Below are 22,352 nucleotides of genomic sequence, written 5' to 3' on the forward strand. Positions count from 1 at the left end.
CACCGATGGCAGGGTTCTCGGTTCTGAGCGGCAATGACGTCCAGGCGCTGCTTGACGGCAGCGAGAAGGACGTCATCGAGCAGGTGCGTGCGGCCTATCTGACGCACCACAGCGGCGACACCGTCAACCCGGACAGCTACTTCCTGCGCTTCCCCGAGAAGCCCGACGCGCGCATCATCGCGCTGCCCGCCTACCTCGGCGGGGAGGCCGGCGTCGCGGGCATCAAGTGGATCAGCAGCTTCCCGGCCAACGTCGCCAAGGGCGAGCCCCGCGCCTCGGCGGTGCTCGTCCTCAACGACTACGACACCGGCCGCCCGCTGGCCCTGATGGAGGCGGCCGGAATCAGCGCGGCCCGCACGGCGGCGTCGGCGGCCCTGGCGGCGACCGCGCTGAGCGCCGCAGCCCCGGCCACCGTCGGCGTCGTGGGCGGCGGCGTGATCGCCCGCACGCTCTGCCAGTACCTGCACGCGGCCGCAGTGCCGCTCGACCGGGTGCACTGCCACGACCTCGATCCCGCGTCGGCCAAGGCCCTGACGGACCACCTGCGCGACCGGTACGGCGCCGATGCCCGCGCGAGCACGCTGGAGGCCGCCCTGGACTGCGACCTGGTGCTCTTCGCGACCACCGCACCGACTCCGTACGTGCCCGCCGAGCACCGCTTCCGCCCCGGCCAGCTGGTCCTGAACATCTCCCTGCGGGACCTGGCACCCGAGACGCTGCTCCCGGCCGACAACATCTTCGACGACGTCGAGCACTGCATGAAGGCGAACACCTCGCCGCATCTGGCCGAACAGCTCACCGGTGGACGGGACTTCGTCACCGGCACCCTGGCCGGCGTACTGCTCGGCGAGGTGGCCCGCCACCCGGACCGGCCGACCGTGTTCTCGCCCTTCGGCCTCGGCGTCCTCGATCTGGCGGTCGGCCACTGGCTGTACCGGCGGGCGTTGGAGGAGAGCCGGCTGACGGAGCTGCCCGGCTTCTTCGGGGAGACGCGGCGGTGGTGAGCGGGAAGCCGACCCCGGCGATGGCGGCGGGCGACTCCGGCAGCCCGTTGGCCGCACGGCAGTTGACCGCCCTGGTGGTGGCGCGGGCGACGAGCTGTGCGGGCTTCTTCGCCGTGCTGCCCTACCTCGGGCTGTGGCTGGTGGACGACCAGGGCTTCTCTGGAGGAAGCGCCGGTCTGGTCGTGGGCGCCTCCATCCTGGCCAACCGGGCCGGTGCGGTCCTGCTGATCCCGCTGATCCACCGGCTGGGGCTCAAGGCCTCGGTGCTGACGGGCTATCTGGGCGCGGTGGTGGTCTTCGCCGTGCTCGGGCTCGGGCTGACGCTTCCGGTCCCGGGATGGCTGGTCCTCGCGGCGCTGGTCGGCCTGTTCCTGGCGATGTCGACGACGGCGATGAAAGCCTCGGTCGCCGCGCTCCCGGCCGAGCAGCGGCTGCGCGGCTTCAGCTACCTCAACATGGCCGTCAACGCCGGCTCCGCGGTGGGCCCGGTCATCGGCGGCCAGTTGCTGGACTGGCACGCGAGCCGGCTGCCGCTCGCGGCGGCGGTGCTCCACCTGGTGGCGCTGGCCGCGGTGCCGGGACTGCCCGGTGGATGGCGGGCCTGCGAGCCCCCGCGGCCGGTCGCCGACAGCGGCCGCCACCGCTGGCTCCCGCAGCGCCCGTTCGTGGTGTTCGCGCTGCTCGCATGCGGCACCTGGGTGGCGTACGCGCAGGTCATGGACGTCCTCCCAGCCTATCTGGGCGATGCGGTCGAGGCCCGCGACCTGGGCTTGGTGTTCACCCTGAACGCCGTGATGGTGGTCGCGCTGCAAGTGCCGATGTCGTGGCTGTCCCGCCGGGTGCTGAACGCCCCGCGCGGCGGTTTCGGCGTCCTGTGGGCGGCGGCCGGTGCGGTCCTCGCCGCGTCCGTGCTGCTGTTCGCGCTGGGCCGGTCGGCCGGGCTCGCCCTGGTGCTGGTGGCGATGACGCTCTTCACCCTGTCCGAGCTGGTGTGGAGTCCGCTGTACGACGCCCGGATCAGCGAGCGCCGCGGGACGCTGTCCGCGCCGGCCGCCTATGCCCTGGCGGGTGTGGCGTCGGGCGCGGCGGAGTCGGCGGGCGCGTGGCTCGGGACGGCCCTGGTTGTGCACCGCTCCGGTTCGGGAGCGCTGCCGGCGGCGGCGCCGTACTGGGCCGCGGCCGCGCTCGCCCTCCTGACCGGTCTGGCCATGTCCGGCGGCAGGCGCCCCTCGTCCAACACCCCGCGCGATGTGCACGAAGGAGAAGGGAATGACCATGACGTGGATATGTCTGCTCGGGCCTAGCCCCGGCGGGGCGAGGGCCATCGCGCTGCACGGACACCGGGCGGTGGTGCTGGTGGCGCCGGGCGTGGCGGTGCCTCGCGAGGTGGCGGCGCATGCGGAGCGCGTCGTCTTCTGCCCCATCACCGACCACGACGCGGTCCGGTCTGCGATGGGCCGCCTGATCGCCGAACTCGGCCCGCCGCGCCTGGTGGTCTCGTTCACCGAGTACGCCCAGGAGGTCTGCGCCCGCGTCGCCACTGACCTCGGCCTGCCCTCGGTCTCTCCCGCCGCGGCGGCCCACGCCCGTGACAAGGTGGCGATGCGCTGTCTGCTGGAGGGCACCCCCTATGCCTGGCGGTACGCCGCCGGTACCGCGGCAGAGGTCGCCGCCGCGGTGCGCGCCGAACCGGACGGCGTCTCCTGGATCGTCAAACCGGCCGACGGGGCGGGCAGCGCCGGAGTGGCGGCCGTCAACTCGTACGCCGAGCTTGCGCGGTGGCAGGACCGGCTGGCGCGAGAAGTGGTTGCCGGGCGGCGGCCGGGCGCCACCCGGTTCATCGCCGAACACGCCGCGCAGGGGCCGGAGTTCAGCGTGGAGGCGGTCAGCTCGAAGGGCCGGCACACCGTGCTGGCGATCACCGCCAAGCAGACCACGGGCAGCCCCGGCTTCGTGGAGACGGGGCACGTCGTCCCCGCCCCCCTACCGGAGGGCGACGCCGAGCGGCTGAGGGAGGCGGTGCACTGCGTCCTGGACCGCCTGGAGATCGGCCACGGCGCGAGCCACACCGAAGTGCGGCTGGATCCGGTGCACGGTCCCGTCGTCATCGAGACGCACACCCGCGTCGGCGGTGACTGCATCCCCGAACTCGTCGAACTGGCCACGGGCCAGGACCAGTACGAGCGGGCGGTGGCGGCCCTGCTGGACACGGCCCCGGTGCTGACCGCGGCCCCGGTCGCACCGGCGGCGGCGATCAGCTTCGTGCTGCCGCCCGCGTCCGGGACGCTCACAGCCGTCTCCCTCACTCCGGTGGACGACGTGCTGCGCTGGGACTTCGAGCGCGTGCCCGGCACCGACGTCTCGGACGTGCACAGCTCCGAGGACCGGGTCGGTTACGCGATCGCCGTGGGCAGTACCGCGGTGGAGGCGATGGAAACGGCCACCAAGGCGACGGCCGGCGTCTACCTCCAGGTGGCTCCGCACCCGGACCACGCCGTGTGAGCCACCGCCCCTGAGCAATTCCGCGCCCGCCGCGCCCCGTTGGGGGCCGGCGGGCGGCTGCTTGGGGCCGTCAGATCCAGCGCGCGTCCCGGGCGATCCGCAGGGCGTCGATCCGGCTGCGCGCGCCGAGCTTCGCCACCAGGGAGGAGAGGTAGTTGCGCACGGTGCCCTGAGAGAGGTGCAGCTGCGCCGCGATCTCCATCACCGTGTCACCCCGGGAGAAGTACTCCAGTACCGAGAACTCCCGTGTGCTCAGCGGGCAGTCGCTATTGCTGAGCGCGGCGACGGTCAACTCCGTGTCGAAGACGCGCTCGCCCTGATGCACCCGCCGGATGGCCTCGAAGAACTGGCGGGGCGGCATGCTGCGTTCGACCATCCCGCCGGTGCCGGCCGCGAAGGCCTGACGGACGAGCGAGCGGGTCACCGTCGTGGTGAGCAGAATGCTCCGGCAGCCCAGGGACGCGATCTTGTCGGAAAAGGCGATCGCATCGCTGTCCTCGCCTTCGAAGCTGATGATCACCACGTCCGGTTTGTAGATCTCGGCGAACTCCAGCGCGTCGAAATTACTGTCCACGGATCCAACAACTCGAATCCCCTCGTGCTGCTCCAGCAATGCAGCAAGCGAGAAACGGGACAGATGCAAGTCATCGGACACCAATACATCGATTCCCATGCGAGCCCCCTGTGTAGATCCTCGACTTTCGTCATTCTGGGGCAGCTCGACTGGGTGAAGTATGGATGGCGTCTATACAACCGCTGTCGTCGTTCGCGGGGGCGGCACGCTTTCCCCGCGCCCGGCGGCTTCCGGCCGGTCGGCGATGGCCGGGCGCGCGGTCCGCCCGGTCCGGCAGAACCGCAGGTGGCACGGTGTCCGTGCCGGGTCTTCGCTGTTCGCCGACTCCTCGACGGCCGTCGGCCGAGGCGCCGAAAGGGCGGCGGCCCGACGACTTCAAGCCGTGACTCCCTCATACGGCGACAGGCGAACGCGGCCCCTGTTCGCGACCCGGGTCGTTCAGGACCTGGGTCGCCAGAGGCCGCTTTCGCCATGCTCGCCGGGTGGGTGCCGCACCGCGCCGACTCCGGTCGACGGTCCGTCTGCCGGTACGGCGCGGCACTCCCGGCCGGGGGAGAGCAGGTCAGGGGGGCCAGGCTCGGCCGGTGTGCGCTCGGGGGCGCGGCAGGGCGATGAGGACGGCCACGGCCGTGATCACGAGGGTGGCGGCAACCAACTGGCCGGGATGCGGCACGAACTGCACGACGGCGACCGCGGCCGGACCGGCCCCAAGCCGTGCACCCCGTGCGACTACCGACGCCGCTTCCGCCAATCGCCTACCAGCCACCGCAACCCATCCCGTCCGCCGGATGAACCAGCAGAGTTTCCGAACACGTTCTGAAATTAACACCACATGCGTCCGCTGTCGACCTCCAGGGACGACAGAAGTCCGCGACCAGGGCACGACGGGGTGGCGACCTTCCGGGACGGCATGGATCCGCGGCGAGGGCACGACGGGGGTGGCGACCTTCCGGGACGGCATGGATCCGCGGCCAGGGCACGACGGGGGTGGCGACCTTCCGGGACGGCATGGATCCGCGGCCAGGGCACGACGGGGGTGGCGACCTTCCGGGACGGCATGGATCCGCGGCCAGGGCGCGACGGGGGTGGCGACCTCCGGGGACGGCAGGAGCCCCGCGGCCAGGGCGCGACGGAGGAGTGGGCGCCCCGGCCCGAGGCACCGCGTGGCCGCGTCGGCCGACCGCCGTTGATCTCCGCGCGCGGGTCCCGGACGCGGCCCGCGGGCTGAGCGATCAGCGGACGCACCCGGTCAGGCCACCCACGCCTTCCGCAACCGCCGGCGCCACCCGAGGGCCGCTGCGGGCTTGTTCAACTGCCCCGCGTGGCCAGTTGAACAAACCCGGCCGCTGGGCCCGGCCGTCCCCTCGGCCGGACTCCCCCCGAGCAGCCCCCACGTTCCCCGCGGATCGCGTTACCGCAGAAGGCAGCGCGCCGGAGCGGCTGACCTCGATCAATATCCAATCCGTGCGATATTCACCGCGAGTCGTGAGAAATCCACGCGTGAATCAGAGGGATGAGCGCCACCGACGTGGGCTATATTCCATTGAGGCGTCTCATTGAAAGGGCAAACGCATGGAGTGGCGAGGCTGACGTGTAAACCGATGAGTAATTACGTCGAGCCGTCCGGCGGCCGGCGCCGGGAATCATATCTACTCGACGGTTAAACTCGGAGGATACGGAAATGAACACCCCTGTTTATATTGCGTCCGCGGCCGCCTGGATTCCGCCGGCGGAATCGGCGCACAAAGCGGTGGCCGACGGAAAGTACAACGCCAAGGATTTGATCCCGAACAACATTCTCTGCCTGCCCGTCGTATCGGACGACACCTCGGTCCCCGACATGGCGGCGATCGCCGGGCGCCGGGCCATGGACCGGGCCGCCGACATGGTCGGCGACCGAGTGGACATGATCGTGCACGCCTCGATCTACCACCAGGGCCGCGACTACGGCTGGACGTCGGCCCCCTACGTCCAGCGTGAGCTGGGCATCACCGGCGCCTTCGCGGTGAACGTCCAACAGCTGTCCAACGGCGGCATGGTGGCGATGGACCTGGCGATGGCCCAGCTCGAAGCGGGCCGCGGGACCAGCGCCCTGATCACCAGCTCGGACCGTTTCTGCCCGCCCGGCATCGACCGCTGGCGCGGTGCCTACGGCATCGTCCTCGGTGACGGCGCCACCGCGATGGTCCTCTCCACGGTCGGCGGTTTCGCCCGCATCCACGCCATCGAGTCGCTCACCGACGCCTCCCTGGAACCCCTGCACCGCGGCAGCCACCCGTTCACCACGTCCTCCCAGGCCGAGGTCGAGGATCTGCGCGCGCCCAAGAAGTCGTACCTGGAGGAGGTCGGGAGGGAGTCGGTGATGCAGCGCGCCGAGGAGGCGCTGATCACTCTCATCTCTTCGCTGCTCAAGACCACCGGCCACGAACTCGACGACTTCGCCCGGATCCTGATGCCCAACCTCGGCCACGAGCTGATGGGTTCCCAGTTCCTCAAGCCGCTCGGCATTTCTCCCGAACGCTCGCTGATGGACTGGGGCCGCTACACCGGCCACCTGGGCGCGGGCGACCTGACCGCGGGCGTGGCCCGCCTGGTGGAGAAGAAGGAACTGCGCCGGGGCGACCACGTGCTCCTGATCGGCGCCGGCGGCGGCTACTCCCTGACCGCGGCGGTGGTCGAGATCGAGTCGGTGCCCGACTGGCCCGACATGACCACGGACTTCACCCTGCCCGCCGACATCACGGAATGAGGTCGCCCATGAGCCCGCACACGGCACCACCCGTCGCGATCCTCGGTACCGGGTCCTGTGTCCCGGACCGGGTGATGTCCAACGCCGAGGTCGGTGCGCCGGCCGGTGTCGACGACGCCTGGATCGTCCGGAAGACCGGCATTCGCGAACGCCGTTGGGCCGCGCCCGACCAGGCGACGTCCGACCTCGCCACCGGCGCCGCACGGCGCGCGCTGGAGGCCGCCGGGATCACCGCGGACCAGTTGTCCGCCGTCGTCGTCGGAACCTCGACGCCGGATCACCAGCAGCCGGCGACGGCCGCCTTCGTGCACCAGAACCTGGGTGGGTCCCGGACGGCGGTCTCGGTGTTCGACGTGAACGCCGTCTGCGCCGGATTCATGTCCGCGCTCGAAGCGGCCCACGCGCTGGTCGCCAGGACCGGCGGATACGCCCTGGCCATAGGCGCCGACACGTACTCGCGGATCCTCAACCCGGCCGACCGCCGCTCCGTCATCCTGTTCGGCGACGGCGCCGGCGCGGTGGTCGTCGGGCCGGCCGACGACGCCGGCCGCTCCATCCGGACCTCGGCGTTCCACATCCACAGCGGTCTGACCGGCCTCATCCGGGTTCCCGCGGGCGGCAGCAGGCGGCCCTACGATCCGGCGGCGCACGACGCGGGCCTGCAGTACTTCACGATGGACGGTCGCGCCGTGCGGGAGTTCTTCATGAGCACCGTGCCGGGTCTGACCAAGCAGTTCCTGCACGACAGCGAGGTGTTGCCGTCCGACATCGCCCATGTCGTCCCGCACCAGGCCAACGGCCTCATGCTCGACGAGATGGCGCCGACGCTCGATCTGCCCCGCGCGACCGTGCACCGCACCGTGCACGAGTGCGGCAACACGGGGGCCGCGTCGGTCCCGCTGACCCTGGACCGCGCCGCCCGTTCCGGGGCGCTGCGCCGGGGCGACCTGGTCCTGCTGCTCGGCATGGGTGGCGGCATGTCGATCAGCTTCACGCTGGTCGAGTGGTGACCGCGGCCCTCCCGTACTGGAGACGAACATGGAATATCGACGGCTCGGAAACTCCGGCCTGCACGTCCCGGCTCTGAGTTTCGGCGCGGGTACGTTCGGCGGCCGGGGCAGCCTGTTCAGCGCCTGGGGCGACACCGATGTGAAGCAGGCCCGCAACCTGGTCGACATCTGTCTGGACGCGGGCGTCACGATGTTCGACACCGCCGACGTGTACTCGGAGGGCCAGTCGGAGGAACTCCTCGGCGCGGCCGTCGCCGGGCGGCGCGACCGGGTACTGCTGTCCACCAAGGCCGGTACGCCCACGGGGCCCGAGCCATGGGAGATGGGCACCGGCCGGTCCCGGCTTATCCGCTCCGTCGACGGCTCGCTGCGCCGGCTCGGCGTCGAGCACATCGACCTGTTCCAGTTGCACGCCTTCGACGCCGGTACCCCGGTCGAGGAGGTGCTCGCGGCGCTGGACGATCTGGTCCGCGCGGGCAAGATCCGCTACATCGGCGCGTCCAACTTCGCCGGATGGCAGCTGATGAAGTCGCTCGCCGCAGCCGACCGCTCCGGGTTCCCCCGCTATGTGGCGCACCAGGTCTACTACTCGCTCGCCGGACGCGACTACGAGTGGGAGCTGATGCCGCTCGCCCGTGACCAGGGTCTGGGCGCGGTCGTGTGGAGCCCGCTGGGCTGGGGCCGGCTGACCGGCAAGGTCCGCAAGGGACAGCCGCTCCCGGAGTCGAGCCGGCTGCACAAGACGGCCGCGGCCGCACCGCCGATCGACGACGAACGGCTCTACGACCTGGTCGACGTCCTTGACGACGTGGCCGCCGAGACGGGCAGGACCGTGCCTCAGGTCGCGCTGAACTGGCTGCTCACCCGCCCGACGGTGGCGACGGTGATCATCGGCGCCCGCAACGAGGAGCAGTTGCGGGACAACCTGGGCGCGGTCGGCTGGAATTTGGAGAGCGAGCAACTGGCCCGGCTCGACAAGGCCAGCGCGGTCACCCCGCCGTACCCCTACCACCTGTACTACCGACTGCGCGGGTTCACTCCACTGAATCCGCCCCTGGTGTGAGAACGAGGAGCGTCACGTGCCGATGGACCGCTTTATCCGCGCCCTGATCCGATGGCAGGCCGCCGATCAGCCGGCGCCGGCGCGCACGCTCACCGTCGCCGAGCTGCGCAGCCGTTACGCCGACAGCGCGGCCCGCTGGTGCGAGGGCGCCGCGCCGGAACCGATCGCCGCGGTCGCGGACGAGCAGATCGACGGCCGGGGCGGCCGGTTCGGCGTCCGGGCGTATCTGCCGATGGCCGACCGGGGGCGTCTGGTGACGTATCTGCACGGCGGCGGCTGGACGGTCGGTGACATCGACACCCACGACCGGGTGTGCCGTCGCATCGCCGCCGCGCTCGGAGCGGTCGTCGTCTCCGTCGACTACCGCCGCGCGCCGGAACACCCGCACCCGGTCCCGCTCCAGGACGGCATCACCGCGGCCGCGTGGGCGGCCACCGCCTTCCCGGACCGCGACCACGTGATCGCCGGCGACAGTGCGGGGGCGGCGCTCGCCCTGGGCATCGCGATGCACCACCGCGACCACGGCGGCCCCGGGTTCGCCGCGCAGCTGCTGTTCTACCCGCCGGTCGATCCGCACATGAGGTCAAAGTCCCTCCGCACCTTCGGAGTTGGCTACCTGACCGAGGCGGATGACCTTCGGTGGTACTACGAGCAGTACCTGCCGGATCCGCAGTCCAGGACCGATCCGGCGGTCGACCTGCTCGACGCCGACCACCGCGACCTGCCACCGACGGTCATCGGCACCGCCGGATTCGACCCGCTGCACGACGAGGGCGTCGAACTGGCGGCCCGGATGGCCGCGCGCGGCGTCGCCGTCCAGCACGTACCGGCGCCGGACCAGGTGCACGGATACCTGCTCTTGGCCGACATCGTCCCCAGCGCCGCGGCGGCGATGCACCGCGTACTGGCGGCGGCGGAAGGGGCGTTGAGCCTGACGCCGGCCGCGGCGGATCACGCGGACCGGCTGAATCCTGCCCGGGAAGCCTCTGTGTGAGGAGCCCGTCCCGCCTGCGGTCGACCTCCCCACGGCCTCGGCAGCGCGGCACGTTCCATGTAGCCCAACCCCCGATACTCCCGTCAACGACGGGCAGCCGAGCCGGTCAGGTCCGACGGGAAGATCCCCGTCGCCCTGCCGGCCGTCAGGTCCCGGGTGGTCGGCGGCCGGACCGGCTGCCGACCACCCGGGTCCTCCTATGTCCAGGCCGCAGTGGCTCGCCGCCGTGCGCGACGGCCGCTCACTCGTCACTCACCAGGCCAACGGGGTTGCCACGTAGGCGAGTTCACACCCGCGCCTTACCGTCCCTGAGCGCTGACACACGAACACGGCCCCCGTTCACGATCGGATGTGGAAAGTCCCGATCGTCGGGGGCCGTGTTCGTGAGGTTGGAACCGGGTGCCGCGTCGCCGGCCGTCACGTCACGACTTCTACGCTCCGTCGGCGGTGGCGCGGGCGGGCCGGGGCAGGACGAAGAGCGCGATGAGGACGGCGCAGACGAGGATTCCGGCGCCGACCAGCATGCCGAGCGCGTACCCGTCGTTGAGGCTGCCGGGCGTGATCGCGTGGCCGGTGCGGTCGGCGGCGATGGTGCCGAGGGCGGCGAGACCGAGCGAGGCACCGATCTGGCGCGTGCTGTTGAGCACGCCGGAGGCGGCTCCCGCCTCGTGGGGCAGGACGCCCCCGGTGGCGATGGAGACGGCCGGCGCGAGGCACAGGCCGATGCCGACGCTGGCGAGGACGGACGGGCCGAGGACGTCAACCAGGAACGTTCCGTCGGGACGAATCAGACCGAACCAGGCGTAGCCGAGCGCGGCCAGCGTGCCACCGGTGATCAGCATGTTCCGGGGGGCGAACTTGTAGCCGAACTTGACGGCGAGGGTGGAGCCGAGGACCACACCCAGCATGAACGGCAGGAACTCGGCTCCGGCGCGGGCCGGGCTGCCGCCAAGCACCCGCTGGAGGTAGAGGGAGACGAAGTACAGGGCCGAGGCCATGGCGCCGCCGAACAGCAGCATGTAGATGTTGGCGCCCGCGACCGAGCGGTTGGCGAACAGGCCGAGGCGGATGAGCGGGTCGCGCTTGGTGGTCCGCTCGACCTGGATGAACGCGGCCAGCAGCACGACGGCGATGGCCAGCGTGATCAGGGTGGTCGGCGAGGTCCACGAGTGCTGGTCGGTACGGACGACACCGAACACGAGCAGGGCCGCACCCGCCGTGGCCAGCACGGCGCCCAGCACGTCCGGGCGGCCGCGGCGCGCGGCCGGGGTGTCCCGGGCGATGCCGCGCCAGGCCAGGGCCAGCGCCAGGGCGGCCATCGGCAGATTGATGTACATCACCCACTGCCACCCCGCGTACTGGGTGAGCAAACCACCGACCAGGACGCCGACGGCACCGCCGGAGGCGTTCACCGCGCTCCAGATGCCGAAGGCCTTCACACGCTCCTTGCCGCCGGGAAAGGTCGAGGAGAGCAGCGCCAGCGCCGCCGGCGCGACCGCCGCGGCGCCGATGCCCTGCGCGGCGCGCGCGGCCACCAGCTGACCGGGGTTCTGCGCGAGGCCGCCGACGAGGGAGGCGACGCCGAACAGGCCGAGCCCGAACAGCATCATGCGCTTGTGCCCGAACCGGTCGGCGATCTTGCCGCCCAGCAGGAGCAGGCCGCCGAAGGTGAGGGCGTACGCGTGGATCACCCAGGTCAGACCCACCTCGCTGAAGCCGAGGCCGCTGCCGATCTGGGGAAGTCCGACGTTCACCACCGTCAGGTCCAGCGACACCATGAACTGCACGACGGAGACCGCGGCGAGGGTGGTCCCAGGCCGCGCCCCGCTCGCGACGACTGTCTTCTCACTCGCTACTTGCGTACTTGCCACCGCACCCAGCCCCTCTGCTTCTGGTCGTGCCGATAGAGTTTCCGAGCATGTTCCGAAATTAGCAGCGGGGACGGAGAGGTGTCGACCGCGCAGGTCATACACCGGGTGGCGCGGCGAGGCATGATGGGGCGATGCCCCGATCGAACGCACCGCGCCGGCCCGTCGGCCGACCCCCCGTGACCTCCCGCCAGCAGATCCTGACCGCGGCTCGCGGGCTCATCGACGAGTACGGCTGGGAGAAGCTCACGGTCCGCCGGCTCGCGTCCGAGATCGGCGTCGGGACGACGACCCTGTACTCACACGTGCGGGACAAGGAGGATCTGCTCTTCCTGCTGATCTACGAGTACGCGGAGCAGATTCCGCACCCCGAGCTGCCGAGCGATCCGCGGGAGCGGATCATCACGGCCGCCGTCACGATCCACGACGGTCTGGCGGCATGGCCCTGGGCGGCGGAGGTCCTCACCACCGACGGGTTCATCGCCCGGCTCGGTGACTCGTTCCTGTGGCTGGTCGAGACGATCCTGGCCGGAGCCGTCGACGCCGGATGCCCTCCGGAGCAGACCGTCCGGATCTTCCGCAGCATCTGGTACTACACCGTCGGCGAGATCCTCGTGCGCGCGCACACCAGCCACCGCAAGATGGACGAACAGGACCCCACCTACCTCAACCCCTACTTCGGCAAGGCCGACGGACCGCTCCGGCACCCTCACCTGGCCGCCATCGCCGACCGGTGGGCAACGCTGGCCGGGCAGGACACCTTCGCGCAGGGGCTCCGCGCTTTCGTCGACGGCCTGCTCGCGCAGTCCCCGGCGGAGACGTCGCAATCACCGAATCCGGAGCCGAGCTGACCGTTCGACTGCCTCCCGTGGGCAGTTGAACATTTCGAGCAGGGCTGTCGCGAGCGTAACGGATCAAATTCCTGAATTCAGTCCGCGCGCACCCCACGTGCATTACGCACAGCGTTCTGTGAATCCCTCACGCATTCGTTCGTCCGTCATTCATCTCGGGATCAAGTCCGGACTCCGGTCGCAGAGTTCACATCGCTCACCTGCGCCCACGCGCAAGTGACAATGCCACCGGAAGTCATGAGAAATGCATCTACGAGAGCTCGGGGTCGGCATTGTAGCGTGACCGCGTCCCGATGAAACCTCCGCGATCCGAACTCCGGATCACGAAGTACGAGCGCACTCACCGCAAACCATTGCCAGACGGGCATCGAATTCGGAAGAGGAATTGAACAATGAACATCCCTGTCTATATCGCGTCGGCTGCGGCCTGGATTCCGGCCGCCGAATCGGCGGCGGAAGCGGTGGCTTCCGGCAACTACCCGGCCGACGACAACGCCGTGAACAAAATCCCCTGCCTGCCGGTGGCCACGGACGAGATATCAGTTCCCGACATGGGAGCGATCGCGGGGCGAAGAGCCCTCGACCGGGCCGCGGACGTGGTCGGAGATCAGGTCGATCTGATCCTGCATGCGTCGATCTACCACCAAGGCCGCGACCACCACTGGAATTCGGCTCCGTACATCCAGCGCGAGCTGGGCGTCACCGACGCCCTCGCCCTGAACGTGGAGGGAATGTCGAACGGAGGAATGGCGGCGATGGATCTGGCGATGGCCCAGCTCGAAGCCGGCCGCGGGACGAGCGCTCTGATCACCACCGCCGACCGGTTCTGTCCGCCCGGGTTCGACCGGTGGCGGGGTTCGTACGGCATCGTCTTCGGCGACGGCGCCACGGCGATGGTCCTCTCCACGGCCGGTGGTTTCGCCCGCATCCACGCCATCGAATCGACCACCGACGCCTCCCTGGAACCGCTGCACCGGGGCACCACCGCGTTCACCAACGCCTACGGGGTGGTCGTGGACGAGAATCTGCGCACTCCCAAGAAGTCGTATCTGGAGGAAGTCGGGTCGGAGTCGGTGCTGAAGCGCGCCGAGGAGACGCTGATGAGCGTCATCTCCAAGGTGCTGGGCCGGACCGGGAACAAGCTCGACGACTTCGCCAGGATCCTGCTGCCCAACATGGGGCACGGGCTGATGGAGGCCCAGTTCTTCAAGCCGCTGGGCATCCCGGCCGAGCGCACGCTGTGGAACTGGGGCCGCTACGCGGGGCACTTGGGCGCCGGCGACCTGACCGCGGCGGTGGCCCGCCTGGTGGAGAAGAAGGAGGTCAGCCAGGGCGACCTCGTACTCCTGGTCGGTACCGGTGGCGGCTACTCGGTGACCGTGGCGGTGCTGGAGATCGAGTCGGTACCGGCGTGGGCCGAGACCACCACGGACTTCGACCTGCCCGCCGACGTCACGGTGTGAGTTCGCCCGTGCCGGCCCCTTCAGGACCCGCCGCGCTACCCGGCGCCGGGGCGTACGCCCCGGCCCGCGCGGTGGAAACCAGCGGGGCCGGCACGACCGCCGGGACCGACGGCGCCCGGGTGGGAGCTCCTGCCGCTCGGGCATGACCGGGGCATCGGTGTACGTGCCGGACCCGGTGCGCCGCACGGACCCGGAGACCTCAACCTGCTGAGCGCCGATCGCCGCGGGCCGCCGCCCACGGGGATCGGCGCGGCCGGTTCGACCCGCCGCAGGACGAAGGTGTCGAGCCCGCGGTGCGTCGGCTGCCGACGGCGTCGCTATGTGAGTCCGCGTCAGCGGGCCGCCGGCTCGGCCACCGGTTCGGCCGGTTGAGCCGTGCGCGCTCCGTCGGCGGCGGTCCCGGTGGGCGGGGCCAGAGGGAAGGCGCCCGGCTGTCGCAGCTCGCCGATGAGTTCGTCGACGCGTTGCCTGGTGAGGTGGCTCATCGCATACATGTGGACGTAGGTGCGCGCGGCGCCGTCCACGTTCACGGTCTCGCTGGACAGGGAGTAGCGGCGGACGATGGCCGCGTGTGGCTGGCGAAACCGTATGGAAAGCGACTGCGGGCTGCGTGCCACCCACAGGTCCTGGCCCAGCTGCTCCTGTAGCGCGAGAAGTCGCTCGTGCGTGTAGGCGGCGAGGCCGTCGCACTCGGCCGCGAGCCGGGCCTGGTCATCGTAGGAGTGACGGGCCAGGTAGTCCCACATCAGCAGCGAGGAGAAGCCGTTGCGGGAGCCCGCGAAGGTGGTGTCGGCGGCGCCGATGTACTCCGATGCCTTGGGCGGGGCCATCTGGAGTCCGGTGCGGGTCATGAACACTCCGCACGCCCACGGCGTCCCCATCCATTTGTGGCCGCTCATGGTCAGTGAGTGCACGTCGAAGAGCCGGAAGTCGAAGGTCGGCGGGGCCTGTTCCACCATGCCGGCGTCCCGGGCCATCTCCAGGTAGGGCGCGTAACCGGCTCCGAGCGCCCCGTCGACGTGCAGCCAGTATCCCGACCGCTCGTCGGGCTCGCTGTTCGTGTCGCCGTCGCGGTGGACGCGCCGGTTGTCCAGCCCGTGTTCGGCGCAGATGTCGCGCACCGTGCGGGCGACCGCCTCGACGTCGTCGTAAGCGCCTTTGAAGGTGGACCCGTAGTTGAGGCTGACCAGGATCGGGTAGCCGCGACTGGCGAAGAAGCGCACCAGGACGGCCAGTTGGTCGATGTCGATGGCGCCGTCCTCGGTGGAGGGCACCTCCCGCGGCCATGGGGTTCCCGGTGCGAGCGGGTTCTCGTCGGGGTAGCGCGTGCAGCCCAGGGCGTGGAAAGTGTCAATGTCCAGTGCCCGTACCGCTTTGGTCAGTGAGTAGTGGGTGTCTTCGGAGAAGAACGCCACCGGATGGAAATCGTGCGGTCCCTCGCCGCGCGGTGCCTGCTCGAAGGCCACATCGCCCGGCTCGCGGTGGTGGGTGCGCAGGGGCTTGCCCGACAGGTAGTCCCGCGCGTTCCACAGGCCGTACAGGTTCCCCTCGCTGGCGCCCATGGTGAGGACGTAGCCCCAGTACGACTCGGGATCCTCCGGATCGTGCGGCCACTTCGCGTGCCACAGCGAGGCGAAGTAGTCGAGTACGGCCCGCTCAAGCACCTTGGAGTTGAGCGTGTACGAGCTGGACTGGTAGGGGTCTCCGACGTTGTTGAGGTGCCGGTTGAGATAGTGCCCCAGGCGTTGTTCGTAATCGAGATCGCTGGTGACCTGGTAGCCGGCGAAGTTCCGCGTCTGGGTGTCGATGTGACGGCGAAACAGCGCCTCGGCCTCGGTGTACTGCTCCGCGTCCAGTCCGGTGGGAGGCAACTGCACCTTGTGGTGCGGTACTTCGGGCACACCGATGTAGGCCGCCCGGGGGTCGGAGGACGGGGGTGTGCCGTAGGGGCGGCCCCCGACGACACGTAGGCCGCTGAAGGTCTTCTGCCACGGGGTGTCTTCGGGACCGAAGGGTATGTCTGCATGCGTTTCGGCTTCACGAGCCATTGGATCTGATCCTTTCACTGCGCGGCTCCCAGATCGAGCCGGAGTCACGGCGCTGCTTGGGAGAGGCTGCCGGAAGGGTCCTTGGCCGGGGCGGTGGGCGCCGGCGCCGGCACGGATGTGCCGCCCAGGCGCGCGTACTGGTCCGGGCGGGCCGAGCGCAGCCAGGAGGCGAGGGCGACGCCGAGGCCGCCGACGATCAGCAGGAGCCACGGCAGGGCGGTGACGAGGGGCTCGGTGGTCCCGGTCAGCACGTCGAAGTTCGAGACCACCAGGATCGCCGCGGTGATCAGCCCCAGGGCTCCCAGCGCGGGCGCGATGACCGTCTGCCAACGTCCCTCACGCCGACCGCGGAAGTAGCCGATCACGGCCACCGAGGCCACGGCCTGGAGCAGGATGATGCCGAGGGTGCCGAGGCCAAGCATGCTGGTCGACATGTTCACGTACGGGTCCAGACCCGCGGCCGCGAACAAGGCGACCACCACCGTGCTGAAGACGGACTGGATCACGCTGGCCCGGTGCACGGAGCTGCGCCCCGTGTGCGTGGCGTGGAGACTGCCCGGCAGCAGGCCGTCGCGGCCCAGGGCGTACATGTACCGGTTGGCGGCGTTGTGCAGCGCCAGCCAGGAGGCGAACAGGCTGGTGCACAGCAGGACTTGCATGATGACGGTGGCCGCGTGCCCCAGGTAGCTGTCGCTGAGCAGGAAGAACAGGTCTCCGAGGTGGCTCGCGGCTTGGGCGCGTACCCGCTCGGGTCCCACGGCGCCGACGGCGACCCAGCTGGTCAGGGCGTAGAACGAGGCGACCACCAGCACGGCGATGACGGTGGCGCGGGGCACGCTGCGGTGTGGTGCCTTGGCCTCCTCGCCGTACAGGGCGGCCGATTCGAAGCCGAGGAAGGAAGCGAAGCCGAACATCACGGCGACGCCGAGCCCGGGGGCGAACACATCGTGAGGGGCGAAGGAGGCGGAGGGGAGAGCCGCGCCGCCGTGGCGGGCCAGGATGGCGACGTCCAGTGCGACCAGGATGGCGATCTCGCACACCATGCACACGGACAGCAGCCGGGCGCTGAGGTCGGCCTCCCGGTAGCCGAGCATTCCGACCAGGAGCAAGCCGAGTCCCGCCCACACCTGCCAGGGCAGGTCGAGCCCGTGGGATGCGGCCACGCTCTGGGTGAAGTAGGCGAAGGCGCCGAGCACCCCGACCGTGGCGGCGTTGTAGGCGAGTACCGCGAGCAGTCCCGCCCCGGCCCCCGCACGGCGGCCGAGGCCGTGCACGATGTGGGTGTAGAAGCCACCCATGTGGCTGATCCGCCGTGCGATGGCGGCGTAGCCGGCGGAGAAGCACAGCAGGGTCAGGCCCGCGAAGAGAAACATGGCCGGCACGCCGGGACCGGTGCCGATGGCGAAGGCGAGCGGGACGGTGAACACCATCGCGGCCAGGGGGGCGGCCGCGGCGATGATGATGAACACGATCTTCGGGGTGGTCAGCGTGCGCTGGAAGCGTGCGCTCCCCTCGGGCGGGGGTGTGCCGGTCATGAAGGTCTCCAGATTCCGTAAACGTCAGCGCCGTATCGCCACGGCGAACGAAAGATCCACCTCCGAGCGAATCCACACGGGCACCGATTCGCCGCGGTACGTTGCGGTCAACGCGCCATCGGACCGGCTGAGGCCGATCTGCCAGAACAGGAACTCCCCCAACGTGCCGAGGCAGTTCATCGCCTTGAACGCGGCTTCCTTGGCGGCGAACAGGTCGCGCGCGGTGTAGGACCCGGCCGGGGGGAGCAGCAGGCGCCGCTCCTGTTCTCGCAGGATGAACGCGGCGACGCGAGGGGTGATGGTCGTCGGCTCGATGTCGACCCCGACCGCCTCGGCACCGGGGGCCACCACGGCGACCGCGAGCCGGTCCGTGTGGGAGATCGAGCCGGCGAACCCCTGGGGGAAGAGCGGCCTGCCGCCTCGGGCCCGCGGCACGGTTCGCTCGATCGCCCCGGCTGCGGCCAGGGCCGCGGCGGCCGCACGACGACCGGCTGTGAACTGCTCGGCCGGTCCGTGGGGCGGCGGCACCAAAGACGTCTGCATCGACATCTCGGGTGCCGCGCCCCAGGGCACGGCCTGCTCAGCGGTCACCGTGCGGACCTCAGTTGCGCAGCGCCACGACGTGGCCTGCCAGCGAGTCGATCGAGCGCAGCACCTCGGGCTGGACGTCGTCGTCCCACTCGAAACCGAACGCGTCCTCCATCGCCACCAGCAGGGCGACCAGCGCGGTGGAGGGGACCCCGGCCTCGCGGAGCGACACGGCGTCCTGCACTCCGCTGACGAAGGAGGGGCCGCCGAACACATCGACCAGCAGCTCGCGAATCCGCTGCCGTACCTCCACCGCCGTGTCCTCCATCACCGTGTCAGACATTTGCTTCCGCTTCGTCGATGAACTTCCGTACGAGCTCCTGGAAGCCCTCGGGGTCGTCGAGGAAGGGCACATGGCCGGCCTTCGGCATGATCGCGCAGCGACCGTTGGGGAACAGCTCGGCCAGCTCGTGGCCCGCCGTCGGGCCGAGCAGGATGTCGTCGTCGCCCAGGGCGATCAGGGTCGGCGCCTGGATGCGGGTCAGCAACTCGGAGCTGGGGTCGCCCTGCTGAGCCAGCGTCAGGCCGTTGTTGAGCTCCTCGGGCGTCGACATGGCCAGGAAGCTCTCCCGAAGGCCGAGGTAGCCCGGCACGCCGTACTCCTCGATCATCTCCGTGCTGACGAACTCGGGGTACATGTGGCTGAACAGCACCGGTATGTCGTGGCTGTTCAGCGTCCGCAGCCAGGCCCGCTGGAGCATCCGGTGACGCCGCATCTGCGGGCCGACGACCGGTCCGGCCAGCACGAGACCCCGGACCCGGTCCGGGTACGCGAGGGCCACGTCACGGGCGAGCTGGGTGGAGGCCGACGAAGCGAGCAGATACGTCGAGTCGATCTCCAGGGCGTCGAGCAGCCCGACCAGGTCCGCCGCGTGCTCCTCCCAGGTCGGCTCCTGCTCCAGACGCGTGGAGTGGCCGTGGTTGGCGAGGTCGTAGCTCACTACGCGGTAGTGCTTGGCGAGTTCGTCGGTGTAGTCCCGCCAGAACGGCGCGGTGAAGAAGAAGTTGTTGAGCGTCGTGATGGCAATGCCCTCACCTGTGGACTCGCAGTAGAGCTCGACGCCCTCCCTGGTGCGCATCAGGGGTGTGCCCTCGCGGTAACTAAGGTCGTGGTAGTAGTCGCCCTGCTCTGCATCAGCCGACATGGCTTTCCGCCCTCTCTTTGCTCTGGATGGTTTCGGCCCCCGTCAGGGCCGGCGCGAATGTGGCGACGACATCGGCCGCCGAGACTTCGTCGGAGATCTCCCCGCAGGACCGGCCGCAGTACAGCGCCATCTCTTCGATGCGGCCGCTGGTCGCCTCGGTGGGCACCGCCGCGCTGAAGCGCGGCACCAGGTACGGCTTTCCCTCGACCACCGTCTTGCCGATGAACTTCGCGGGCTGCTCCGGATCGGCGGTGACAGGCGTGGCGAGCACGCGGTGTCGTCGGCCCGGCCAGCCGATCTCGTACACATCGGTGATGACGGTGTCGCTCTCGTCGGCGCCGGTCACCGCCGACTTGAAACGGGCGTGGGCCCGTGATTCGTGGGCGACGACGAAGGCGGTGCCGAGCAGCACCCCGTCGCCACCGGCGGCCAGTGCCCGCGCCGCCTCCTCGGGCGAGCCGATTCCGCCCGAGGCGACCAGACAGGCGTCGGGCAGCAGTGCCCGCAGCGCGCCCACCAGGTCGTCACGCCGTGACGTACCCAGGAGGTGGCCGCCCGCCTCGATGCCCTGGACCACCACCACCGCGCCCCGCGCGGCCGCCTTCAGCCCGTCCTCGACCGTCCCGATCTGGACCACCGTCTGACGTCCCGCCGCGGCGACCCGGTCGAACACCGCGTCGTCGGGCATTCCGAAGAAGGACAGGTGCACGCGCTGCGGTGTCTCGTCGAGCACCTGCGCCACCTGCCGGTCGAGCTCGTCCGGCCCGACCACCTCCGGGATCAGGTTCACGCCGACGGGCCGATCGGTTCCGGCGGTCAACCGGTCGAGCATGGCCGACAGCGCGCCGTCGGCCAGCTTGTAGCCGCCCGCACAGCCGGCCGCCCCGGCGTTGGACACCGCGCAGGCCAGCTCCGTGCCCGCAACACCGCCCATGCCCGACTGGAGCAGACTCACGTCCAGGCCGAGCACCTCCGCCGCCGTGGCTCGCATCAGCTCAGGCTCTCGACCGCGGCCGCGGCGGCGTCGGCGCTGCCGAACCGCTCGGTCAGGGCGTGCACCCAGCGCTCCAGGCCGAAGGCGAGGCAGCTGGTGTGCGCGGTGTCCTCGCCGGCCAGGATGCCGCACCGCTCGCCGAAGAAGTTGCGGTGGTAGTTGACGGAGCCGATCGCCAGGCCGTTGACGACGAACTCCTCCTTCACCGGGAAGAGCCGCTGCATCTTCGCCTTGCCGCTGTTCTTGTCGAAGAACGGGTCGGTGGCGACCTCCAGGTGAACGTCCAGGCCGAGTTCGGCGCACAGGGCGGTCACGGCGTCCTTGGCGCGGAGCAGGTGGTTCTTCGCCACGTCCTCCGGTGCGACGCAGACGATCTCCCGCATGGAGAAGCCGAGCAGTCGCTGAAGGCCCTCGTAGTGGGTCTCGTTGCGGAAGCAGGTACCGACCGTGGTCCGCATCGTCCCCTCGGCGGGCAGCGTGGAGCCCGCCAGGTCGACGTAGATCGAGTAGCACGCCGCCGAGGGCAGCGCGAACGCGGTCGACTCCATCACCTCGGCCGGCATCCGCTCGACCGGCCGCTCCGTCTCCTTCAGCAGGGTGCCGAGGCGCTCGGGGTCGAGCCGGGTGGCGGCGAGACCCAGGTGCGGGAAGTTGTCGTAGTAGTCGAAGGTGTCGAGGTCCTTGCAGCGCATCAGGAACGGGAAGCGGAACTCCGGCGCGTTCCAGCCGTCGGCCAGGCGCCGGAACACCGTGTCGATCGCCCGCAGCACCCGCAGCTGGCTGCCGTCGAGAACTCCCAGGCCGTTGTCGGTCACCGTGGTCATCGGACTGCTTCCTCCTTGAAGAATCGGGCGTTCAGCGCGCTGAGGGTGCGGAAGTCGTCCAGATCCAGGTCCTCGGGATCGATCGACTCGCCGGTCAGCTCCTCCAGCAGGAAGATGAACTCGACGAAGGCCAGCGAGTTGATGGCGCGGCTGTCGATGAGGTCGAGGTCGTCGGACAGCTCGTCGAGTTTGGGGTTGCGGCCCACGATGAACTCGCGCACCGCCCGCATGGGCTCGGTCATTACTTGATCAGCTCCCTGCCGACGCCTGCCTTCGAAAGGAACTTCCTGGTCCGCTTCAGCACCTGGTCGTGCGCCTCCTGGCGGGCGGGGTGCTCCAGCGCCCGCCGCCGCAGCGCGAGGGCGTCCGGGATGTTCGCGTCGCGGTAGGCGGCCGGGTTGTAGAGGGTGCCGATGCTGTACTGGAGGTAGTTCTCCAGGTACTCGGCGACCACCGGCACCTCGTCCGGATCGCGCTTGGCCACCTGCGCCAGCAGGTGGGTGAAGACCATCCGGCCGAACGCGACGTGCCGGCTCTCGTCCTGGTGGTGCACCCGGTTGATCTCACGGGCGATGTCCGGCAGCGACTGGTCGGTCGCCATGTGCGCGTTGTAGTAGTCGACGATCTCTTCGAAGATCAGGATGCGCGCGAACACGATCAACTCGCGGGCCACCGACGACAGATGTGCGACCGAGTCGGCCTTCAGCGTCGGCTGCGCCGGATAGAGCTTGCCGCCGTAGCGCAGGCAGAACTGCGCGAAGAACCACATGTGCTCGTTTTCCTCACCGATGAAGTGGTGAAGGAACTCCGAGACGTCCGCGTAGGTCCGCTCGTGAATGCGCATCACGACATCGCTCAGCAACTCACGGATGCCGTGGATGTTGAGGCTGAAGAAGTTGATCGCCTCGTACTTGGTCAGCGCGAGCTGCTGCTCACGGGTCAGCTCGTCCCACATCTCGGTACCGGCCAGCGTGGTGAGGCTCTCGCTCATCCACGGCAGGTCGGGCTCGATGGAGTCGGGCCACTCGAACATCGAATACGGGTTGTAGTAGCCGGATTCGGCCAGGTTCTCCAACCGGCCCAGGTCCAGCACGACCGGCTCGATTTCACGTACCGCCATTTTCACTCGCCCTTCCGAAC

Annotated in this window: 20 protein-coding genes; 9 read left to right on the top strand and 11 right to left on the bottom strand. The window is 70.1% G+C overall.

The features are described from left to right. The first annotated feature begins 5 nt into the window (after positions 1-5). From sbnB to OG522_RS38050, 3 genes are read left to right on the top strand one after another with little or no spacing between them, the layout of a single operon-like run. Positions 6-1,004 carry a 2,3-diaminopropionate biosynthesis protein SbnB gene (gene sbnB / locus OG522_RS38040; RefSeq protein WP_329468011.1) on the top strand — a complete coding sequence of 333 codons (999 nt, stop codon included), beginning with the start codon at positions 6-8 and terminating at the stop codon, positions 1,002-1,004. Further along, positions 1,001-2,308, top strand: a complete 1,308-nt coding sequence (locus OG522_RS38045) for an MFS transporter (protein ID WP_329468012.1) — start codon at positions 1,001-1,003, stop codon at positions 2,306-2,308. Before sbnB ends, OG522_RS38045 begins: the two co-directional genes overlap by 4 nt. After that, entirely contained in the window at positions 2,274-3,506 is a 1,233-nt protein-coding gene (locus OG522_RS38050; RefSeq protein WP_329468013.1) for an ATP-grasp domain-containing protein, read from the top strand. The genes OG522_RS38045 and OG522_RS38050 overlap by 35 nt, the downstream gene beginning before the upstream one ends. A gap of 70 nt (positions 3,507-3,576) precedes the next feature. Here the strand turns inward: OG522_RS38050 and OG522_RS38055 are convergent, their stop codons facing one another. After that, a complete protein-coding gene (locus OG522_RS38055; RefSeq protein ID WP_329468014.1) occupies positions 3,577-4,179 on the bottom strand; it encodes a response regulator transcription factor in 603 nt (200 codons plus the stop codon). Positions 4,180-5,761: 1,582 nt separating this feature from the next. Between OG522_RS38055 and OG522_RS38060 the strand changes: the two genes are divergently transcribed. From OG522_RS38060 to OG522_RS38075, 4 genes are read left to right on the top strand one after another with little or no spacing between them, the layout of a single operon-like run. Next, positions 5,762-6,829 carry a ketoacyl-ACP synthase III family protein gene (locus tag OG522_RS38060; protein WP_329468015.1) on the top strand — a complete coding sequence of 356 codons (1,068 nt, stop codon included), beginning with the start codon at positions 5,762-5,764 and terminating at the stop codon, positions 6,827-6,829. Between the two features lie 8 nt (positions 6,830-6,837). Continuing rightward, entirely contained in the window at positions 6,838-7,839 is a 1,002-nt protein-coding gene (locus OG522_RS38065) for a 3-oxoacyl-ACP synthase III family protein (RefSeq protein ID WP_329468016.1), read from the top strand. A gap of 28 nt (positions 7,840-7,867) precedes the next feature. After that, positions 7,868-8,902, top strand: coding sequence for an aldo/keto reductase (locus OG522_RS38070; RefSeq protein WP_329468017.1), 1,035 nt, complete (start codon positions 7,868-7,870; stop codon positions 8,900-8,902). Between the two features lie 22 nt (positions 8,903-8,924). Then, positions 8,925-9,896: an alpha/beta hydrolase gene (locus OG522_RS38075; protein WP_329468018.1), complete on the top strand. Its 972-nt coding sequence runs from the start codon at positions 8,925-8,927 to the stop codon at positions 9,894-9,896. A gap of 431 nt (positions 9,897-10,327) precedes the next feature. Here OG522_RS38075 and OG522_RS38080 read toward each other — a convergent pair whose 3' ends face one another. Continuing rightward, complete coding sequence (locus tag OG522_RS38080; RefSeq protein WP_443074868.1) at positions 10,328-11,767, bottom strand: DHA2 family efflux MFS transporter permease subunit; 1,440 nt, start codon at positions 11,765-11,767, stop codon at positions 10,328-10,330. 131 nt (positions 11,768-11,898) lie between these two features. On the opposite strand from OG522_RS38080, the gene OG522_RS38085 reads away from it, so the two are divergent. Both OG522_RS38085 and OG522_RS38090 read left to right on the top strand, forming a co-directional pair. Further along, on the top strand, positions 11,899-12,615 hold the full coding sequence (locus OG522_RS38085) for a TetR/AcrR family transcriptional regulator (protein WP_329468019.1): 717 nt from the start codon (positions 11,899-11,901) through the stop codon (positions 12,613-12,615). 392 nt (positions 12,616-13,007) lie between these two features. Continuing rightward, positions 13,008-14,078, top strand: a complete 1,071-nt coding sequence (locus tag OG522_RS38090) for a ketoacyl-ACP synthase III family protein (RefSeq protein WP_329468020.1) — start codon at positions 13,008-13,010, stop codon at positions 14,076-14,078. 332 nt (positions 14,079-14,410) lie between these two features. Here the strand turns inward: OG522_RS38090 and OG522_RS38095 are convergent, their stop codons facing one another. From OG522_RS38095 to OG522_RS38135, 9 genes are read right to left on the bottom strand one after another with little or no spacing between them, the layout of a single operon-like run. Then, entirely contained in the window at positions 14,411-16,126 is a 1,716-nt protein-coding gene (locus OG522_RS38095; RefSeq protein WP_329468021.1) for a pyridoxal-dependent decarboxylase, read from the bottom strand. Positions 16,127-16,170: 44 nt separating this feature from the next. Beyond that, positions 16,171-17,661, bottom strand: coding sequence for an APC family permease (locus OG522_RS38100; protein WP_329468022.1), 1,491 nt, complete (start codon positions 17,659-17,661; stop codon positions 16,171-16,173). Between the two features lie 24 nt (positions 17,662-17,685). Continuing rightward, positions 17,686-18,252: a 4'-phosphopantetheinyl transferase superfamily protein gene (locus tag OG522_RS38105; RefSeq protein WP_329468023.1), complete on the bottom strand. Its 567-nt coding sequence runs from the start codon at positions 18,250-18,252 to the stop codon at positions 17,686-17,688. A 10-nt stretch (positions 18,253-18,262) separates the two neighbouring features. Further along, positions 18,263-18,532 (bottom strand): hypothetical protein, encoded by a 270-nt coding sequence (locus tag OG522_RS38110; protein ID WP_329468024.1) that lies wholly within the window; start codon positions 18,530-18,532, stop codon positions 18,263-18,265. Next, positions 18,525-19,394, bottom strand: coding sequence for an alpha/beta fold hydrolase (locus tag OG522_RS38115; RefSeq protein ID WP_329468025.1), 870 nt, complete (start codon positions 19,392-19,394; stop codon positions 18,525-18,527). The genes OG522_RS38110 and OG522_RS38115 overlap by 8 nt, the downstream gene beginning before the upstream one ends. Beyond that, positions 19,384-20,385: an NAD(P)H-dependent flavin oxidoreductase gene (locus OG522_RS38120; protein WP_329468026.1), complete on the bottom strand. Its 1,002-nt coding sequence runs from the start codon at positions 20,383-20,385 to the stop codon at positions 19,384-19,386. The genes OG522_RS38115 and OG522_RS38120 overlap by 11 nt, the downstream gene beginning before the upstream one ends. Continuing rightward, positions 20,385-21,212 carry a hypothetical protein gene (locus OG522_RS38125; RefSeq protein WP_329468027.1) on the bottom strand — a complete coding sequence of 276 codons (828 nt, stop codon included), beginning with the start codon at positions 21,210-21,212 and terminating at the stop codon, positions 20,385-20,387. Before OG522_RS38125 ends, OG522_RS38120 begins: the two co-directional genes overlap by 1 nt. After that, on the bottom strand, positions 21,209-21,454 hold the full coding sequence (locus OG522_RS38130; protein ID WP_329468028.1) for a phosphopantetheine-binding protein: 246 nt from the start codon (positions 21,452-21,454) through the stop codon (positions 21,209-21,211). The genes OG522_RS38125 and OG522_RS38130 overlap by 4 nt, the downstream gene beginning before the upstream one ends. Further along, positions 21,454-22,332 carry a diiron oxygenase gene (locus OG522_RS38135; RefSeq protein WP_329468029.1) on the bottom strand — a complete coding sequence of 293 codons (879 nt, stop codon included), beginning with the start codon at positions 22,330-22,332 and terminating at the stop codon, positions 21,454-21,456. Before OG522_RS38135 ends, OG522_RS38130 begins: the two co-directional genes overlap by 1 nt. Positions 22,333-22,352: the final 20 nt, after the last annotated feature.

The sequence above is a fragment of the Streptomyces sp. NBC_01431 genome (assembly GCF_036231355.1).
Taxonomy (GTDB): domain Bacteria; phylum Actinomycetota; class Actinomycetes; order Streptomycetales; family Streptomycetaceae; genus Streptomyces.

Bases quoted from the DNA above. Each gene is read 5' to 3' on its own strand.
- OG522_RS38070 (WP_329468017.1), top strand. From the start codon at position 7,868: ATGGAATATCGACGGCTCGGAAACTCCGGCCTGCACGTCCCGGCTCTG.
- OG522_RS38125 (WP_329468027.1), bottom strand. From the start codon at position 21,212: ATGACCACGGTGACCGACAACGGCCTGGGAGTTCTCGACGGCAGCCAG.
- OG522_RS38085 (WP_329468019.1), top strand. From the start codon at position 11,899: ATGCCCCGATCGAACGCACCGCGCCGGCCCGTCGGCCGACCCCCCGTG.
- OG522_RS38100 (WP_329468022.1), bottom strand. From the start codon at position 17,661: ATGACCGGCACACCCCCGCCCGAGGGGAGCGCACGCTTCCAGCGCACG.
- OG522_RS38060 (WP_329468015.1), top strand. From the start codon at position 5,762: ATGAACACCCCTGTTTATATTGCGTCCGCGGCCGCCTGGATTCCGCCG.
- OG522_RS38065 (WP_329468016.1), top strand. From the start codon at position 6,838: ATGAGCCCGCACACGGCACCACCCGTCGCGATCCTCGGTACCGGGTCC.
- OG522_RS38075 (WP_329468018.1), top strand. From the start codon at position 8,925: ATGGACCGCTTTATCCGCGCCCTGATCCGATGGCAGGCCGCCGATCAG.
- OG522_RS38115 (WP_329468025.1), bottom strand. From the start codon at position 19,394: ATGTCGGCTGATGCAGAGCAGGGCGACTACTACCACGACCTTAGTTAC.
- OG522_RS38055 (WP_329468014.1), bottom strand. From the start codon at position 4,179: ATGGGAATCGATGTATTGGTGTCCGATGACTTGCATCTGTCCCGTTTC.
- OG522_RS38135 (WP_329468029.1), bottom strand. From the start codon at position 22,332: ATGGCGGTACGTGAAATCGAGCCGGTCGTGCTGGACCTGGGCCGGTTG.
- OG522_RS38095 (WP_329468021.1), bottom strand. From the start codon at position 16,126: ATGGCTCGTGAAGCCGAAACGCATGCAGACATACCCTTCGGTCCCGAA.
- OG522_RS38110 (WP_329468024.1), bottom strand. From the start codon at position 18,532: ATGTCTGACACGGTGATGGAGGACACGGCGGTGGAGGTACGGCAGCGG.
- OG522_RS38130 (WP_329468028.1), bottom strand. From the start codon at position 21,454: ATGACCGAGCCCATGCGGGCGGTGCGCGAGTTCATCGTGGGCCGCAAC.
- OG522_RS38050 (WP_329468013.1), top strand. From the start codon at position 2,274: ATGACCATGACGTGGATATGTCTGCTCGGGCCTAGCCCCGGCGGGGCG.
- sbnB (WP_329468011.1), top strand. From the start codon at position 6: ATGGCAGGGTTCTCGGTTCTGAGCGGCAATGACGTCCAGGCGCTGCTT.
- OG522_RS38120 (WP_329468026.1), bottom strand. From the start codon at position 20,385: ATGCGAGCCACGGCGGCGGAGGTGCTCGGCCTGGACGTGAGTCTGCTC.
- OG522_RS38090 (WP_329468020.1), top strand. From the start codon at position 13,008: ATGAACATCCCTGTCTATATCGCGTCGGCTGCGGCCTGGATTCCGGCC.